Below are 16,653 nucleotides of genomic sequence, written 5' to 3'. Positions count from 1 at the left end.
AAAAGGAGGACCATGATTGAGCGCCCGGAAAAACTCTACGAACGCACGCTCCCGCTTTATGGTGTGGAGTGTTTTGGTACGGCGCTGGTGGATCCCGGGTCTTTTGCGCGCGCGAGCGGTTTGGCTCCTGCTCCCGCCCTTGTGCAATATAGAGACGAGGCGTGGTTTGTTACGGAGCACTGGGCGAGTCTTCTGCGGTATCGTTTGGCGGCCCAGGCGCCGGCTTGGATTATGCAGTACCTCAAACACACCCAAGCGCGCGTGGCCAAGCGCATTAAAAGTGCGCAGACCGTCGGTTCTACGGAGATTCTGGTCCACGAACTCTGCGATATATATGGAGCGCTTGCCGTGCCGGTATGCGTTGGGGAATTACTTTTCCATATTACCGAAGAGCGTGTCCGGAGCATGCTCACGCATGTAGGTGTCTCCCCGACGGACCACGCCCAATGGCTTGCCCTTTTTGCGTATCCAAAACAGGAGACGGCAGTTATGCGCGAGCGACGAGCGTTTTTGGACATGGCAGCGTTTGCGCGTACACACTCGCTTGATCGTGCGTCGCGTTCAAAAATCTCTCGCTATTTGAAGGAGTATGGCGCGCTTGGGCGGCTTTCTCCTTTGGGGCGCCCTTTTGCATTTAAAGATTTTATGGCGCGTGCTGCTCAGCTTGAGGGAGAGCCGAAAGATGTTTCCCTGCGAGAAACACGCGGGAGAGTTGGTGTTTCGCGCCGTGTGGAGGGATTCATGGACAACACGGGTCTTCAGGCCGTTGATCGGGACGCCATCCGGGCACTTCAGGAGTCTGCTACCTGGCGTTTGCGCGGGCGCGAGCTTTGGGTGGAGCTTGAGGAATTTCAAGAAAGCATCGGCAAAGAAATTGCCAAACGCACAAAGTTTCCCGAGCATCTCCTGTGGCACTTGCGCCCAGTGGAGCTCTCAGCTCTTATCCACGATCCTGCATCAACTCCCAGCGTGGAAGACGTTGAAACAAGGCGGAAAAAACACCTTGAAGTCACGTTTGTGGAGCACATGGTTCACGTCTCGTGGACGTGATACTCTTAGGGAACTATGGCAGAGAATTCCGTGGTCTCCTCGTTTCAACCGTCGCTTACCGAGTGGTTTGGCCAATTTCACCACCCCTCTAAGACGGACATGCAGGAAGAAGATGTGAAGAAGCGCGATCGGCTCGCCGCCCTTTCACGCATTATTGGTCTTGATTACGATCACGTCTGGACGTTTTCGGCGGTGGAGGTTTTTTCCCGTGCGCCAGCTACGGAGACATTTTTTAAAGAGCACGCGAAGGATTTGTGTGCTCTCCGGCTTGTGCCGAAAGACCCCGCCCTTCCAAAACTTCGCACGCGCGGCCGCACGCTTGAGGCCTCGCTTTCCTGGCTCTATGAGCAAAAAATCGACCCCGCACTTTATAATGTGGAGGTGGTGGAACACAATGACGTGGCGGAATATTCTACAATTTTTGTTGTACGCAACGATGGAATTTTCGGTCATGTGGTGACAGGCCTTCACCATCAGCTCACACAAGGAGATGTCACCGGCGGTTCATGGACGTTTCAGGTGAGTCCTGAGGGGACATATCGTTGGAGTTCGCGAGATGCGAACGTAGAAACTCATGTCAAAAATATATTGGCAAGCCTTCTTGTGGATGACCGAGAGATACAGGAGTCGCTCCGAAGGGAACTTTCTGCGGAGTTTTCTCCTTCCGGGCACATGCTTGGGTATTTTGAGACACTTCTTTGGCCCGGCCGGCTCATATTTATTGATTACAATCGTCTTTTACACGAAATGCTTGTGCCTGTTGCTCCTGTTGTCGAGGAGACGCTCGGCACGCTTTCTGGTCAATGCGGATCTGCGGGCCATATTGTCGGGCGGGCGAGGGTTATTGCGCCAGAGGCCATCGAGCAAACACGCATGGAGGAGGGGGACATCCTTGTGACGCAAAACACAGATGTACGATTCCTGCCACTTATGCAAAAAGCATCTGCGGTCTTGACGGAAAAGGGAGGAATCCTATCGCACGCGGCTATTGTTTGCCGCGAACTTGGGCTTCCGGCGGTCGTGGGGATACGGGGGCTTTTGGAGCATGTTCACGATGGGGATAAATTGGAAGTGGACGCTGGCCGTGGCCATGTCGCTTTGGTATAATCGCTCGCGCTATGGTGATTTCTGAGCGTCGGCTTCATGTTCTTATGACGCTCTTTAAAACCCGTCCCGTTTGGGGGTTTATCCCGTTGCGCATCGTTTTTGGGTCCCTTCTATTGGTTCATGGAGCAAGCCGGCTTATCGCCGTGCGCCAAGCCTCGGGAACGTTTCTGGCTGACCTCCCAAGCGAAACGGCTTACGGCATCGTTCTTGGATTTGCCGTTATCGAATTCGTTGGCGGAGTGCTGATGATTCCCGGATTTCTTACCCGTCTTGCTGGCTTCCTTCTGGTCATTGAGATGATTGTATCCATCACCATTGAGCGGCTTCCGCTTGGGTTTGAAGAGATCGGCTTGTCCTTTGAACTTCTCCTGTTTGCCGTCGCGGGCATGTTCCTGATTTCCGGCGCCGGGCGTTTCAGCGTGGACCGGGCCATTGCGAAGCGCTTGCTCTGCCACTGCCCGGATGAAAAACACGAGGCATATATCGTCGCGGAAACGATTTATACACGTTGGTTCGAATAGGAACTGCTTAAAACACCCAAGATGTATGTCACCCACTGGTCGCGAGGTTGTTCTCGACATAGAGACACAAAACTGGTTTACGGATATAGGGTCAAACGACCATTCCCAGCTGAAAATCTCGGTGATTGGGTGTTACTTTTACGATACGGATGAATACCGTGCATTCGAGGAGCGGGAGTTTGCTGAACTCTGGCCGCGTCTTGAGCGCGCCGATCGGTTGATCGGCTACAACACCATTGGCTTCGACTACCTTGTTATGAATAACTACTATACGGGGGACTTCCGGAAGTTTCCCACGCTTGATATGCTCGCGGAGATCGAGCATGCGCTTGGGTATCGGCTGAAATTACAGGATGTGGCGATGGCCACCATCGGGGAGGGGAAGTCTGGATACGGCGGACAAGCGGTGGAGTGGTGGAAAGATGGGAAGGTAGACGAAATCAAATCATACTGCCTGCAAGATGTTCGTGTTACGAAGGGAATATACGAGTATGGTTTGCGCCACGGAGCCCTTGCTTTTGTTGATAGGACCGGCGTTCGCAAAGGGATTCCGGTACAGTTTAGCTTCGAGAGGGCTGGAACGCCTGCACTTAACTTGACCATGGGATTTTAGAATCCGGCTGTGGATAACCGGCTTGAGACAAAACACAACCTATTGTGGTACTATAGGTCTGTGGAACACAAGATGTAGTGGGGGAAAGCCAATGGCCCTAACAGCATTGTAGAAGACAGAATGATCCCCATTCTGACTTTTTTTCTCCAAAAAACGTCCGCGTTCCACTCATTATTCACCCTCGTTCTTCCCCCTGTGTATGCCAAACGCTCCCACGCTAACTCAAGCGCCTCAAACCAGCGATGTCTCCAAAGCTGTTTGGGATTATGTTACGTCGCTTAAGGCCGTAAAAAAGCGTGATGGGACAGAAGAAATGTTTTCTGGCGAGAAACTTGAGAGGTCTCTTGGGAAAGCGTTTGCCGAGGCAGGTATAAAGGAGGGCGCGGCCGTGGAGGTGGCGGGGTGGGTGATTTCAAGACTCGTGCACACATACGATGGACATACAGTTCCCACCACGGCGGACATCCGGGAAGTTGTCCTGGCAACCCTTATTGATCGAAATCTCATTCATGTCGCAAAGAAGTATGCCGGCATGCGCCAACGCCTGCTTGCGGCAAAGTCCATTGTAGACGTGTATGGTAATGGCCTTACCTTCGAGCGGTACTTCACTAAAGAGGGCGTCCATCCCTACGACATGATTACGTGGGTTAAGCGCGATGCGGTCATCACGGATCACAAAGGAAATGTCGTTTTTGAGCAAAAAGAAGTGGAAGTGCCAGATTTTTGGACACAGACAGCTATAAATATTGTTGTTTCTAAATATTTTCGCGGCAAAGTAGGAGCTCCGGAGCGGGAGAACAGCGCTCGCCAGCTTATCAGTCGCGTGGCGGATACCATGGCGGGTTGGGGCCGGAGCGGCGGGTATTTCCAGACAGCGAGAGACGCAGACATTTTTCAAGCGGAGCTCACGTATATCCTGATCAATCAGATGGCGGCGTTCAACTCTCCTGTCTGGTTTAATGTAGGGATTGCGCCGCAGCCGCAGTGTTCCGCCTGTTTTATTAACTCCGTACAGGACGACATGCGCTCTATTCTGGGGCTTGCTATGACGGAGGGGATGCTATTTAAAGGAGGGTCGGGCACCGGATCAAATTTGTCCAAACTTCGTTCGAGTAAAGAGTATTTGAACGGTTCGAACGGAAAGTCGTCAGGGCCTGTGTCGTTTATGAAGGGGCTTGATGCGTTTGCGGGTGTCATCAAGTCGGGCGGCAAAACGCGGCGCGCGGCCAAAATGGTTATTCTGAATGTAGATCACCCAGACATTGAAGAATTCATTGAATGTAAAGCGAAGGAGGAGAAAAAAGCATGGGCGCTTGTGGACGCCGGATACGACGCCTCTCTCGATGGCGACGCCTACGGTTCTATCTTCTTTCAGAATGCCAACAACTCGGTGCGTGTCACAGATGAGTTTATGCAGGCGGCGGAATCTGGCGGTGAATGGGTGACGCACGAAGTGACAACCGGGAAGCCTTCGGTGCGTTATGGCGCACGCGAGCTTTTGCGCAAGATGGCTCAAGCGGCATGGGACTGCGGAGACCCGGGCGTGCAATACGACACCACGGTCAATGCATGGCATACCTCCAAAAACACGGATCGCATTAATGCATCCAATCCGTGTTCGGAGTACATGTTCTTGGACGACACGGCGTGCAATCTCGCCTCGCTCAACCTCATGAAGTTCCGCAAAGAGGTGGACGGAATTATGGAGTTTGATGCGGAGGCATTCAAGAAGGCCAACGAAGTTATTATTACCGCAATGGAAATTGCCGTGGGCTTCTCGAGCTACCCGACACCGGCCATTGAACAAAACTCCTTTGATTATCGCCCGCTTGGAATCGGGTACGCGAATTTAGGTGCGCTGCTTATGAGCCGCGGGCTGGCGTATGACTCCGACGAGGGGCGGAATTTTGCGGCGGCGATTACATCCTTGCAAAGCGGGCACTGTTATTTCCAATCAGCAAAGATTGCTGAGAAGATCGGCCCGTTTGCTGGGTACAAAAAGAATGAGGAACCAGCGCTCGGTGTCATGAAGATGCATCGTGCTGCTGCATACAAACTTTCCTGCAATGGCGTGCCAAACGTGATGTGCGAAGAGGCGAAGAAGGCGTGGGATCATGTGGTGGAGCACGCGACGAAGTTTGGTCTGCGCAATGCACAGATCTCTGTAATCGCCCCAACCGGCACCATTGCGTTCTTGATGGATTGCGATACAACAGGCATTGAGCCGGACATCGCTCTGGTGAAATACAAGTGGCTCGTGGGTGGAGGGATGATGAAGATGGTGAACAAGACGGTTCCAGAAGCGCTGGCGTGGCTTGGGTATTCAAAAAAGGAATCAGACGAAATCCTTGCCTATATTGATACGAACGACACGATTGAGGGGGCGCCGCACATGAAAGAAGAGCATCTGTCAGTTTTTGACTGCGCCTTCAAACCGGCAAAAGGCACGCGCTCCATCAACTATATGGGGCACGTGCATATGATGGCCGCTGTCCAGCCGTTTATTTCGGGCGCCATTTCCAAGACAGTCAACATGCCAAGCGACACGACGGTCGAGGATATAGAACATGTGTACAAAGAGGGCTGGCGGCTTGGGCTGAAGGCGATTGCCATCTATCGCGATGGGTGCAAGCGCCAACAGCCGCTTACGACAAGTGCGGATGCGGATCAGGAAAAGAAGCGTCGGGAGACACAGGTGGAGACGAAAGTGGTGGAAGTGAATGTGCCGCGCCGCCGCCGGTTGCCCGACGAACGCAAGTCTCTCACACATAAGTTTTCCGTCGCGGGCCATGAGGGATACATCACAGTGGGGTTGTACGATGACGGCACGCCCGGTGAGATTTTTGTCACAATGAGCAAACAAGGCTCCACGATGCGCGGACTTATGGATAGTTTCTCGACCGCGGTTTCCATTGGGCTGCAATACGGCGTGCCGCTTGCGGTACTCTCGCGCAAGTTCGTCCATATGCGCTTTGAGCCGTCTGGTTTCACGACGCATCCGGAAATCCGCATGGCGAAATCTATCTTGGACTACCTCTTCCGTTGGTTGGCGCTGAAGTTTTTGAAGCCAGAGGAGGCACGCGATCTGGGTGTGCATGTGATTGAAACGAACGGGGCGACGGAAATCGAGCCGACCGAGGCACCGGTGGTCCTTGAGCCTGCGCGAGAAGAGGGGAAGGCTCAACCGACGCTGTTTGCAAAACCACAAGCGGGTACAGAAACGCTCACGGCGACATTCAGCAATTCCGAAGATGCGCCTGCCTGCGGCACCTGTGGAGCCATCATGGTGCGCAACGCCGCGTGCTACAAGTGTCTGAATTGCGGGAGCACCAGTGGTTGCAGTTGATCATGAGTCAAAAGCCTTTACTCGACGAACGGATAAGAGGCCGACAGGGATTCGGCCTTGTTTCCGTATTTACGGGGGATGGGAAGGGGAAGACGACAGCGGCGCTTGGCACGATGGTGCGGGCCGCGGGGGCCGGTAAAAAAGTGGCCGTCGTGTATTTCGACAAGGGGGGTGAGCACTACAGTGAGCGCTCTCTTCTCGGCCGTCTGGGGATTGATTGGTATGCTACAGGACGTGATCGCATTGATCCGGTAACGGGCCGGTTTGATTTCTCTATCACCGAGGAGGACCGACAAGAGGCACGCAGAGGTCTTACTCGGCTTTGGGAGTGGATAAAAAGCGATGGGTATGATCTTGCGGTCGCCGACGAGATTAATTCTACGGTCGCGCTCGGAATGCTCGACGAAAACGAGGTGCTCACGGCCATCAAAAAGAAGCCAGAACGCCTTGAACTTATTTTAACCGGCCGAAACGCCCCCGCCTCTTTCCGCGATGCTGGGCACTTAGTATCGGTCATGGGGCTTGAGAAGCATTATTTTTATTCGGGTGTTCCTGCGCGGGAAGGTATAGATTACTGATGCCTCCTTTCGCGAGGAGAGGGATTGACCACTCCCTTCGCGAAGGGAGTGGTTGACAAAGCAACCGCCGACGCATAAAGTTGCCGCGCAAGAGCGTTCGTGTTGAACGCTGCTTGGGGGAACTACGCCATGTTGGAACACCGCCTTACGGGCCAGTCGTTGCTCTCGTTCACTATGGAGGGCGTGGGAACGGGGCTCATCTTCGAGCCGATCGTGCAGAACGGCATTCCGGCCCCGCCTACCACCCAGGAGGCGGAGCGACTTCGTGCGCAGATGCCCGACGGCAAGCGCATCGCGCTGGACGCACCCGTGACGCTTCACCTCGGCGTGGTCGGCCGGGACAGGTCGTTCGAACCCGCCAATGGCCGCTTCTTCATCTACGAGGGCCAGTTCAAGCCGGAGCTTCACGCGAAGCACCGCAACGACGATCAGCTTGTCGCCGTCGTGGACATCGCACTTGAGGTGGTCGAGTCCTACGACACGTGGATCCTCAACATCTACGTCATCTAGCGCGCAACGTCCCCATCTTCTCTCTTCTCACGCCAGGCCCTAGGCCTGGTTTCTGTTTACAAACGCGCAAGCGGTACCTGGTACCGCCAATTCGAAAGCGACCCACGGGGGGTCGCTATAAGTCCTCTTTTGCTCTTGCGAGCTACGGGAGGATAGGAAGGAACGAACGGGGCTTAGTCGCCCACGGGGTAGCGGATGAGCTCGCGGCCGCCGAGGAGCTCCACCATGTGCTCGTGGGAGGCGTTATCCTCGGCCGATCCCATGGGATCGTACGGACCTAGCTGAAGGGCCACGACACCCGCCATGGACGAGAGGACGAAGACCGCGATCTCGGCATCGGTGAGAGTCTCGAGGAGCGCGCCGCAGGAGACACGGCGCTCTGCGGAACCGGCTGGGGCGCGGGAGTCCTTCATGAAGTAGGCAATGGAGCGTCCGCGAGACGTGACCTTGCTGCCGCCTTCGTTCTCGAACGTCTCCTGCGCGATGATGAGGATGGCCGCGGTATCTGGCGACAAGCGTGGAGGGAGGCTGAACCGGATGGCGAGAGGCCCTCGTGAGGAGAGGGTGTCGAGGATCCGGTAGTTCGCCTTGAGGTGGTCGAAGAGGGTGCTCCACCCCTCCGCGCCTGCCGCACAAGCGGCGACGAGAGGCGCGTTTGAGGCCGCCGCCTCTTCCTCTGTCAACTTGATGTCTACTCCTTCGGGGTAGGAAAAGAGGTAGCGCCGGAAGAGTGTCATTCCCTCGTCGCCGAAGGTGATGATCTCGGGGTGACTCGTTTGGGGCCACGGTTCGGACGTTGGGGCCGGTGTGGCTGCGGGGCTCCCGAAGGTGACCTCCGAGAGCGGGACCTCACGCGGCAACTGCTGACTTGCGAACACGGGTGCGCCAACGTGTTCGGCGCGGGTGAGGCCCATGGGGCCGGACTCCACGATGAGCCGGTTGTACTCGTACTTGGTACGTTCGTGGGCCGCGAGCGCCGCCATGACGGACTCGAGCGCCTCGTGGCACTCGGCGGCCGTCAGGTTGGGGTCGGGCAGGCTGTGCTCCGTGCCCTCGCAGCGCGCCTGGTAGAGGTCGTAGAACTTCTGGATCCGCAGAGCCTCGTTGTTGCTCGCGATCTCGAACGCGTCGTAGCTTGCGTTCAGGTCGAGGGTGACCTGCGCCAGGCAGAAGCTGTAGGACTCGAGCGCGTGCTCGACCGGTGCGGCCGTGTCCACGCCGTCGTCCTCGACGACGATCCTGCCGCCATCGGTTTCGTGCGACTCCTCGGCGCTGGCGTTGTTCGTGACAAGGAACATGATGGAAAGGATCTGTGCGATGCGCAACATGGTGGTCCTCCAGGGGTTAATCGCGCCCGCTTTCCTTACCATAAAATTCCTCCCCCGTCAATTCACATGCTATACTTAAACCCACTTTCTCTCTTAGAGATCACTAAGAGAGAAAATTGAGGAAACTAAGTGCTGGGGACTTTTTCCGCTTACTTTAGAGTACAACTTTGTCAATCCCACTTATCCTCACTTAGTGATCACTAAGTCATGACTTAGTGAGAAACATTTTATGAATGGGGGAACAACACACGACGCATGGCGCGCGGAGCGTGAAGAAACTGACCGTCTCTGCAAGGAGGATCCGAGTCTTTTGACCCGCGAGAGCCTGCTCGACCCGGATTTTTTGCATGCGCGCGTCGGCATTGTAGGGCTTGATGCAGGTCGGCCTAAGGGTTATCTGCGCTATCTGCCGCAGGATTTTATTGTGGAGGAAGTGTGCGAGAACGGCGAGATTGTGTCGGTGAACCCCACGCGGTCGGTTCCCGACGAGGGTACAGGGGACCACCGGACGCTTTTGGTCAACCTTATTAAGGTCCACCTCTCTACACCCAACGCCATAGCGCAGATTGCGACGCACCTCAGCATTCCAGAAACCGCAATCGGCTATGCAGGATTGAAAGATGCTGCAGCCGTAACTGCGCAACGTCTCTCACTTCGTGACATCGAATGGCCGCGCGTGGCCCAAACAAAAATCCCAAACATCTTTCTTGAGCCGGTGACATATGGAAATCGCGCCCTTGAACGCGGAGGGCTGAAAGGGAATCAGTTCACTATTTTTGTCCGCACCGACGCGCATGAGTCAAGCGAGCGTCTGCGATTTTTGATTGAAGCCTACAACCGACTGGGCTTTGCAAATTATTTTGGTCTTCAACGTTTCGGATCGCGTCTTGAAGGTCACAAAGTCGGCTGTCTCATGGCGCGTGGTGACGTGGACGGGGCGCTGCGTGTATTCTTTACCGAAATCGGTCCCACCGACCTGCCGCTCTTCCGCCAAATCCGCATGAAACTCGCTGGCTGTTACGGTGAATGGCGTGAGATGCGAAAATTTATTGAGCCCCTCCCGTACACCTTCAGCCGGGAAATAGCCGTGCTTGATCGCCTTATCGCCGAACCCACGAAAACGATCAATGCCTGGCGCGATGTCCAGGATGCCGTGCGGCTTATGGTGAATGGGTACGCGAGTTGGGTGGTGAACCGCTACCTCTCAAAAGTACAAAAGGCGGGTGACACTATCCCCGACGAAATTCCCCTTCCTTTGTCCGCCTCTGCTGAGGATCGTACGTTCTTTGTAGATTTTCTCTCTCAAGACGGTGTGAACGATCCGATGAACGCTCTGCGGTACTTTCCCTTTCTGAATATTAAGCCGCGCAAAATTCCCGGCCGTATTTTTCCCCACGTGCACCGTGTCACGAAAATTGATGAAGGTGTTGCCTTTGCTCTCACGCTGCCAAAGGAGGCGAATTCCGCAACGACCTACCTCATGCATCTCTACCGACTCTACGAAGGTGCACCGGTACCGGGATGGGTGAAGACGACAGAGGTAGATACAAAACGTGTCGTGCGTATGGGCGACATGGATGGTATAAAAAAGATGTTTGGAAAATTCGAAAGCGAGGCCGGGGCCTCGCTTGATCCCACTTCGTACCACTCCGCCTAGCGGCTACGTTTGGCACTACGTTGGGGGTAGAAGGAACTAGTCGCCGGGACTTCCGAGGTTGATGTCGTCAGTCCCGAGAGGGTCGAACTTCTGCGTGTCGGGGTTCCACAGCCTCATCTTCCCCGCCATGCGGTCGAGGAAGCTTGGGTCCCACCCTTTCTTCAGGCTCTCCTCGTTGTAGAGGTGCCGGAGCAAGGGATCCATGGGAAGCGGCGGCAAGACTTGGATGTCGAGCTTCTTCGTGAGGCCTTTGATGACGCCCAAGTTCTGCTTGAACGGCCTGTGCGCCTCGTGCAGATCATCCGCGGAGACGCCACCGCGGAGCACCCACGCCAGGTATTCGAGCGCACGCGCGTCCAGTCCGAACAGGTCGGTCAGGCGCGCAGCAACGCGCCAGACGCGGGCGCTCCTGATGCCGATGGCGAAGCTCCTGCGCTCCGGAATGTCCGCCAGGATATTCCGCGTGAAGATGTCCGGGGACACGAAGACGCCGAAGTCTATGTCGCTCGTACGCGGTTTGTCTATGGCGAGCCCGCCATAGAGGAACGATCCCTCCACGCCATTCGCCTCGGAGAGGAAGAAATCGTTGATCTTTGCCAGAACCTCCCGCTTGTAGTCGTTGGAGGTGCGGTAGGCCGCGAGGATCAGCGACTTAATCTCTTCCGCCGTGGCGTCACCACGGTCCTCGAGCCTGCCGTTCGTCTCGAACGTTACAGGGTGAGGGAAGAGCCCTGCCTCGTAGAGAGGGATGGACATATGGTATCCGTGCCGGAGACCCACCGCGTTGAGGCAGGGGGCGGAACCGATTGCGGACGCCGTGTCCTGGATGATCTTGGGAGCCAAGACCATTACCATCTCCGTCACTCCCTCGTCGGTTGCTGGAGTCCAGAGGTAGAGGCCGTGCACCCGCACGTCCTCGTGGGCCGAAACCCGGGTCGTGCGTGTCATGGCGTCTATTTCTCCCGTCAACCGCGCTGTGCGGTATGACTCACACTTATAGACCGAACTTTCGGGAATGTCAACGGCGGAGGTTGACAAAAAGCCATTTTTTTGGTATCTTCCCTCCTCGATCTTTAGACATTTTTGGCCTATCTGCCCACGAAAGACACGCTGTTTTATGGCGTGTGTTTCGTGGGTGGATTTGGCACCATCCCTTAAGACCGCATCCCGCGGTTAAGATTGCCACTCTTCGTCACCTCTCTAGCGAGGCAAAGGAGTTCCCGATGAGCGCGCTTCGTTTCAACGGCACCGTTTTGATCAAGCTCACGTCTGAGAATCCGGCGGACATGATTGCCGCCGAGGCCCGCTACCTCGAGCGCAAGCCCCCGGACCCCGAGGTCCGGGGCTACAAGGGCCAGGACGACGAGGACAATCATCACGTCGTCGAGCACGGCGTGAACGGGCACCTCTACCTGCTCCGCTCCGACATCCGTCGGCGCCTGGCGGGGGAGAAGGAGCCCGGCCGGTGGTTCCTGACGGACATCCGTTTGGACACCACGCGCGGCTGGGTTAGCCGCACCGCGAGCGGCGGGCTCAAGTACCGGGTCACGCTGGTCTACGCCCCCCCGGGCTCGACTCAGCCGGCCTTTGAGGACCGCGAGGGGTGGCTCCCCAAGATCAAGGCCCGCTTCTATCCCGAGACCCCCGAGGGATCGAAGGAGAAGGTGGACATGGTGGCCTACAGCGACGTCCACGGTTTCGTGAACCGCAGCAAGGACGGCGCCCCCCGCAACGTTTCCGTGAACGTGAACAAGAAGAGTGGGACGGTGAAGGCCGAAGAACCCGTCTACGCCGTCCGGTTCAATCCCTTCGCGGAGAATCCCGAGGACATCCTCTACCTCACCGAAGGAGTGGAGATGGACGGCAAGCGGGTGACGGATCGCGAGAGCGAGATGGCGGTGGCGCGGTACAACATGGTTAAGGACGCCGACAAGGCCGCCCGCGAGGCCATCAACCGCGTCCTCGACGCGGAGCTGTCGCGGACGGACACCGAGGTCGCGAAGTTCTTCGCCGAGGCGAGCGTCCGCGGCCAGGCCGCCGCGGAGAAGATCTTCAGCGACTTGCAGGTGAGCGAGCCGGAGCGGCGCGCCAAGGCCGTGGTGGATCGCATCGATTGGGACAAGCAGTTGCAGGGTCGGCGGAAGAACTTGGACCGCGAGGCCTTCGAGGCTGCCTGGGAGACCGCGTTCTCCATCATGCTCGGCAATGTCATCAAGAAGGAAGACCCGACGAAGAGCGTGAAGTACGCGCTCAGCACCGACAACGACCCCCCCGGCCGGGCGACCCTGGATGCCATGAAGGTGTACCTGGGGCGGGGATACACGAACGATGCCGCCTGGGTGGAGGCCGTACGGGTCGTCCGGACCTTCGTGGGCCCCTACGAAGTCATCGCTGCCGCCCGCGCGAAGCACGAGAAGTTCCTCGCGGCCCGCGGTCGCATGTCGAGTAAGTAGTTCCTCCCCCCCGTTCCTTCCCTAAGAACCAAATCCTGCCAGGCGCCAACGCGTCGGCAGGGCCCTCTCTTCGCGCCGACGGTTCTCGGCGCTTTCCCCAGAGCAGACATGATGTGTCTTTTCTGGAGAACCAAAAAATCCCCGTGGGGGATTTTTTGTTTTCTTATTCCACGATGTCTTCTTCTGTCACAACGTTTCCCACAAATGCCCGCTCCTCTCCGTTGTAGGTGTTTGTCACAATCCGCACACGATCACCATCGCCGGCCTCGTACTCCATAAACTCGAGTTCGTCGCCTTCATCGAACACTCCTTCGCCGCCAAGCTCTTCCACCGCACCGCGGTCCTCGTAGGAAAACTCGTAATCTTTTCCGCTCTCCACGACAACTTCATCGTCGTGCTCGATCTCTTTTTCCACCGGTCGTAAAATGAGAATTTCTTCCGTCTCGGGATTGATGGAAAGGCACGTGCCGCTATTGCTAAATAGCCAGTGCGCATTCACCCCTCCTTCGAGCTTGAGGGTGAGTTTAGATTGAAGGACAAACGGTTCGTTGGCGACGGAAAGTTCCGCGCCTAACTCCGAAGCAAGGAGCTTGTTCACTTTCATAAGGCCTAAAGAATAATCGAAAGGGAATATAAGATGGATAGGCAAGTGCGTCAAGAGCACTCTTTGTAGTATGATGTGCACAACTATGGGAAAGGTACTTGGGATTCTTTGTCTTCTTATCCTTTTGGCCGGCGCTCTGTTTAGCGGGTGGTGGTTTTACAATCGGTACGTGAACGATGGGAGACACATAGAACGCATGCAGAGTGCGCTGGCGGCACGCGAACGATTTTCCATGACAGGGAGTGTGCGATTTACCGACGCCGTGATGGCGGAGGCCGCGCAACTTGTAGATCTGCGTCTCGAAGGCAATGTGGACGTATCTAACGGCGCGCCAACATTTAGTGGGAGTGTAGCGCCGGAAGCATTGTTTGTCGGATGGAAAGCAGCGCTCACAGAGCGATTTCGCGACGGGGCGTTTCTTGCGCGTCTCCGGCAGTTTGTGGGAGAGACGCCACTTTTTACAGATCCTCAAGGGGGGCTTGTAGAGATTTTGCACGGCCGCGCGGCACGACTTTATACCGCACGCCTTAATCCAGCCGCCGTGGTTGCCTTTGAAGAACTTTGGGGAAACGAGGACGCCGCAAGCCGCACGCCGCTGTGGGAGGCTGCGCGCGTGTTTTTGTGGATTGACCAGGCGAACAATTCGCTTCACCGTGTCGTCGTTCAATTTGCTGATGTAGCGGTACTTGATGTGGAGTTGGAAGAATGGGACGGAAAGCCGGCGGAGTTACCCATTCAGCTCCCAAACGGCGAGCAACGCACGACGCCGGTTCCTGCTTCTGGCAGGGAGACTCTAGGAGGAGAAGGAGATGCAACGGATGCGTTCCCGGGCGGGAAGGATGCCGACGGCGACGGCTTGTCGGATGAACAAGAGGCATTCTATCGGAGTGATCCTTATAACCCTGACACCGATGGAGATGGGTATTCCGACGCAGAGGAAATTCAAAACGGCTACAATCCGAACGGTGGGGGCGCCCTATTCAATTTTGGCTTGCCGACGCTGTGATACTCTCTCGCCTCACGAACGAAAGTCTTCCGTGGCGGCTGCGCACGCTTGAGTTTTTAATTGTTGCCGGCGCCATTGTATTAATTGCCCGCCTATTTTTTCTCCAAGTCGTTAAACATGAGGCATTTGAGGCGCGCGCATCTTCCCAACAGGATATTTCACGCGCCCTTATGCCCCGCCGCGGCACAATCTTTATGCGGGACGGCGAGACGCAGAGTCTTGTGCCGGTGGCGACGACGCAAGACCTCGGGTTTGTGTTTGCCAATCCAAGCGAGATCGAAGATGTTGAAACAACCGTGAAGACGCTTGTGGATGTTTTGGGCCTTCGTTTCGATGAGCCGGCGAAAGAGCCAGACGAACGCGCGGAGATTCCGCCAGCAGAGGAGCCTATGGCAGAGGATGAGAAAATTGTTGGCACAGAACTTGATGTATTGATCCCTGAAGTGGCGGGAGAGACGATAGAGGGTGCTCGCAGCGCGTATGATCGTTTTGTGCAACGGTTGAGCAACAAGCGTGACCCCTATGAACCGGTGGCGCGCGGGGTGCGCGAAGAGGCGCTTGCGAAGTTGCGCGAATTGGACTTGCCGGGAATCTCCTATATTCGTGAACCGACACGGTTGTACCCAGAGACGGGAGTGGGCGGTCATGTGCTCGGATTTGTAGGACGCGATGAGTATGATCGGCCTGTTGGGCGTTACGGTGTGGAAGGCTATTGGGAGGAGACGCTTGCAGGAACGGCGGGGTACTTGAAGACGCAGAAAGATCCGGGCGGAAGGTTGGTTGTTGTCGGCGGGCGGGAGTATGAACCGGCTCAAGATGGCGCGGACATTGTTCTCACCATTGACCGCACGATTCAGTTTATGGCATGTCGTGCGCTGAAACAGGCTGTACTCCAACACGAAGCAAAGAGCGGGTCGGTTGTGATCCTGGACCCACAGACGGGTGATGTGCTGGCCCTCTGTGGCTATCCAGATTTTGATCCGGCTCGGTATGGAGACACCGAGTCCATTGATGTCTTCAACAATCCCGTGACGTTTGGCGCCTATGAACCGGGGTCTGTGTTTAAGGCGGTAACGATGGCGGCGGGGCTCGACACGGGCGCGGTGACGCCGTCCATGACGTATGAGGATACGGGAATTGTGGATGTAAGACCAAAACCCATCCGGAACTCTGACAAAAAAGCGCACGGCATTGTAACGATGACGGGAGTGCTCGAACAATCACTTAATACGGGTGTGGCGTTTGTGGTAGGGAAAACGGGCTATGACGTGTTCCGTTCGTACGTGGAGCAGTTTGGATTCGGACAGAAGACCGGGCTGCCGCTCGATACGGAAGTGGCCGGCAATGTTACATCGCTTGAAAAGGAGGGGGACACTTATCCGATCACGGCGTCGTTCGGGCAAGGAATTACCGCCACGACGATTCAGATTGCACAAGCGTATGGAGCGATTGCCAATGGCGGAATTCTTCTGCGGCCACGGTTGGTCGCGGAGGTGCGGATGGGAGATGGGGTTGTGAAGGAATTGCCGCGTGAGCAGATTCGACGGGTGATTTCTGAAAAAGCGGCGCGCCTACTTGGCGCCATGCTTGTTTCTGTGGTGGAGCGCGGCCATGGACGCCGTGCAGGCGTAGGGGGATACTACATTGCCGGTAAGACGGGCACAGCGCAGATTGCCGTGGACGGGGTGTATTCCGATACGCGCACCATTGGGTCGTTTGCCGGTTTTGGTCCCGTGGATAATCCGCGGTTTGTCATGGTAACGCGCATTGACGAGCCGACCAGCGTACAGTTTGCCGAATCTACCGCGGCCCCGTTGTTTGGGGATATTGCGAAGTTCTTGCTAGAGTACTTAGACGTCCCTCCTACACGAATGGATTAA

The 16,653-nt window shown here is 56.1% G+C and carries 14 protein-coding genes; 11 read left to right on the top strand and 3 right to left on the bottom strand.

Annotated elements, in window-relative coordinates:
* The first annotated feature begins 12 nt into the window (after positions 1-12).
* The 7 genes from HYW18_03560 (at position 13) to HYW18_03530 (ending at position 7,725) form a co-directional block, all read left to right on the top strand.
* Positions 13-1,050: a hypothetical protein gene (locus HYW18_03560; GenBank protein MBI2485196.1), complete on the top strand. Its 1,038-nt coding sequence runs from the start codon at positions 13-15 to the stop codon at positions 1,048-1,050.
* Between the two features lie 15 nt (positions 1,051-1,065).
* Entirely contained in the window at positions 1,066-2,157 is a 1,092-nt protein-coding gene (locus tag HYW18_03555; protein MBI2485195.1) for a hypothetical protein, read from the top strand.
* Positions 2,158-2,168: 11 nt separating this feature from the next.
* Positions 2,169-2,678, top strand: a complete 510-nt coding sequence (locus HYW18_03550) for a DoxX family protein (GenBank protein MBI2485194.1) — start codon at positions 2,169-2,171, stop codon at positions 2,676-2,678.
* A 25-nt stretch (positions 2,679-2,703) separates the two neighbouring features.
* Entirely contained in the window at positions 2,704-3,291 is a 588-nt protein-coding gene (locus HYW18_03545) for a ribonuclease H-like domain-containing protein (protein ID MBI2485193.1), read from the top strand.
* A 199-nt stretch (positions 3,292-3,490) separates the two neighbouring features.
* Positions 3,491-6,637: a vitamin B12-dependent ribonucleotide reductase gene (locus tag HYW18_03540; protein ID MBI2485192.1), complete on the top strand. Its 3,147-nt coding sequence runs from the start codon at positions 3,491-3,493 to the stop codon at positions 6,635-6,637.
* A gap of 2 nt (positions 6,638-6,639) precedes the next feature.
* Positions 6,640-7,215 carry a cob(I)yrinic acid a,c-diamide adenosyltransferase gene (locus tag HYW18_03535; GenBank protein ID MBI2485191.1) on the top strand — a complete coding sequence of 192 codons (576 nt, stop codon included), beginning with the start codon at positions 6,640-6,642 and terminating at the stop codon, positions 7,213-7,215.
* Positions 7,216-7,344: 129 nt separating this feature from the next.
* Entirely contained in the window at positions 7,345-7,725 is a 381-nt protein-coding gene (locus HYW18_03530) for a hypothetical protein (GenBank protein MBI2485190.1), read from the top strand.
* 173 nt (positions 7,726-7,898) lie between these two features.
* Here the strand turns inward: HYW18_03530 and HYW18_03525 are convergent, their stop codons facing one another.
* Complete coding sequence (locus HYW18_03525) at positions 7,899-9,095, bottom strand: hypothetical protein (protein ID MBI2485189.1); 1,197 nt, start codon at positions 9,093-9,095, stop codon at positions 7,899-7,901.
* Positions 9,096-9,282: 187 nt separating this feature from the next.
* On the opposite strand from HYW18_03525, the gene truD reads away from it, so the two are divergent.
* Positions 9,283-10,710, top strand: coding sequence for a tRNA pseudouridine(13) synthase TruD (gene truD, locus HYW18_03520; protein ID MBI2485188.1), 1,428 nt, complete (start codon positions 9,283-9,285; stop codon positions 10,708-10,710).
* Positions 10,711-10,746: 36 nt separating this feature from the next.
* On the opposite strand, the gene HYW18_03515 is transcribed toward truD, so the two are convergent.
* On the bottom strand, positions 10,747-11,658 hold the full coding sequence (locus tag HYW18_03515) for a hypothetical protein (protein ID MBI2485187.1): 912 nt from the start codon (positions 11,656-11,658) through the stop codon (positions 10,747-10,749).
* Positions 11,659-11,933: 275 nt separating this feature from the next.
* Here HYW18_03515 and HYW18_03510 point away from each other — a divergent pair, with 275 nt between their 5' ends.
* Positions 11,934-13,163 (top strand): hypothetical protein, encoded by a 1,230-nt coding sequence (locus HYW18_03510; GenBank protein MBI2485186.1) that lies wholly within the window; start codon positions 11,934-11,936, stop codon positions 13,161-13,163.
* Between the two features lie 163 nt (positions 13,164-13,326).
* Here the strand turns inward: HYW18_03510 and HYW18_03505 are convergent, their stop codons facing one another.
* The gene (locus HYW18_03505; GenBank protein MBI2485185.1) at positions 13,327-13,767 is read right to left on the bottom strand and encodes a DUF4178 domain-containing protein; all 441 of its coding nucleotides are present in this window, start codon (positions 13,765-13,767) and stop codon (positions 13,327-13,329) included.
* Between the two features lie 70 nt (positions 13,768-13,837).
* Here HYW18_03505 and HYW18_03500 point away from each other — a divergent pair, with 70 nt between their 5' ends.
* Entirely contained in the window at positions 13,838-14,773 is a 936-nt protein-coding gene (locus HYW18_03500; GenBank protein ID MBI2485184.1) for a hypothetical protein, read from the top strand.
* Complete coding sequence (locus tag HYW18_03495) at positions 14,770-16,653, top strand: penicillin-binding protein 2 (protein ID MBI2485183.1); 1,884 nt, start codon at positions 14,770-14,772, stop codon at positions 16,651-16,653. The genes HYW18_03500 and HYW18_03495 overlap by 4 nt, the downstream gene beginning before the upstream one ends.

It is taken from the genome of Candidatus Uhrbacteria bacterium (assembly GCA_016187485.1).
Taxonomy (GTDB): Bacteria; Patescibacteriota; Patescibacteriia; order UBA9934; family UBA10169; genus JACPJO01.
This window is presented reverse-complemented; position numbering and strand designations above follow the sequence as displayed.

Coding starts and splice junctions, on each gene's coding strand:
- HYW18_03560 (MBI2485196.1), top strand. CDS start 13: ATGATTGAGCGCCCGGAAAAACTCTACGAACGCACGCTCCCGCTTTAT.
- HYW18_03500 (MBI2485184.1), top strand. CDS start 13,838: ATGATGTGCACAACTATGGGAAAGGTACTTGGGATTCTTTGTCTTCTT.
- truD (MBI2485188.1), top strand. CDS start 9,283: ATGAATGGGGGAACAACACACGACGCATGGCGCGCGGAGCGTGAAGAA.
- HYW18_03525 (MBI2485189.1), bottom strand. CDS start 9,095: ATGGTAAGGAAAGCGGGCGCGATTAACCCCTGGAGGACCACCATGTTG.
- HYW18_03515 (MBI2485187.1), bottom strand. CDS start 11,658: ATGACACGCACGACCCGGGTTTCGGCCCACGAGGACGTGCGGGTGCAC.
- HYW18_03540 (MBI2485192.1), top strand. CDS start 3,491: ATGCCAAACGCTCCCACGCTAACTCAAGCGCCTCAAACCAGCGATGTC.
- HYW18_03505 (MBI2485185.1), bottom strand. CDS start 13,767: ATGAAAGTGAACAAGCTCCTTGCTTCGGAGTTAGGCGCGGAACTTTCC.
- HYW18_03530 (MBI2485190.1), top strand. CDS start 7,345: ATGTTGGAACACCGCCTTACGGGCCAGTCGTTGCTCTCGTTCACTATG.
- HYW18_03555 (MBI2485195.1), top strand. CDS start 1,066: ATGGCAGAGAATTCCGTGGTCTCCTCGTTTCAACCGTCGCTTACCGAG.
- HYW18_03550 (MBI2485194.1), top strand. CDS start 2,169: ATGGTGATTTCTGAGCGTCGGCTTCATGTTCTTATGACGCTCTTTAAA.
- HYW18_03510 (MBI2485186.1), top strand. CDS start 11,934: ATGAGCGCGCTTCGTTTCAACGGCACCGTTTTGATCAAGCTCACGTCT.
- HYW18_03545 (MBI2485193.1), top strand. CDS start 2,704: ATGTCACCCACTGGTCGCGAGGTTGTTCTCGACATAGAGACACAAAAC.
- HYW18_03535 (MBI2485191.1), top strand. CDS start 6,640: ATGAGTCAAAAGCCTTTACTCGACGAACGGATAAGAGGCCGACAGGGA.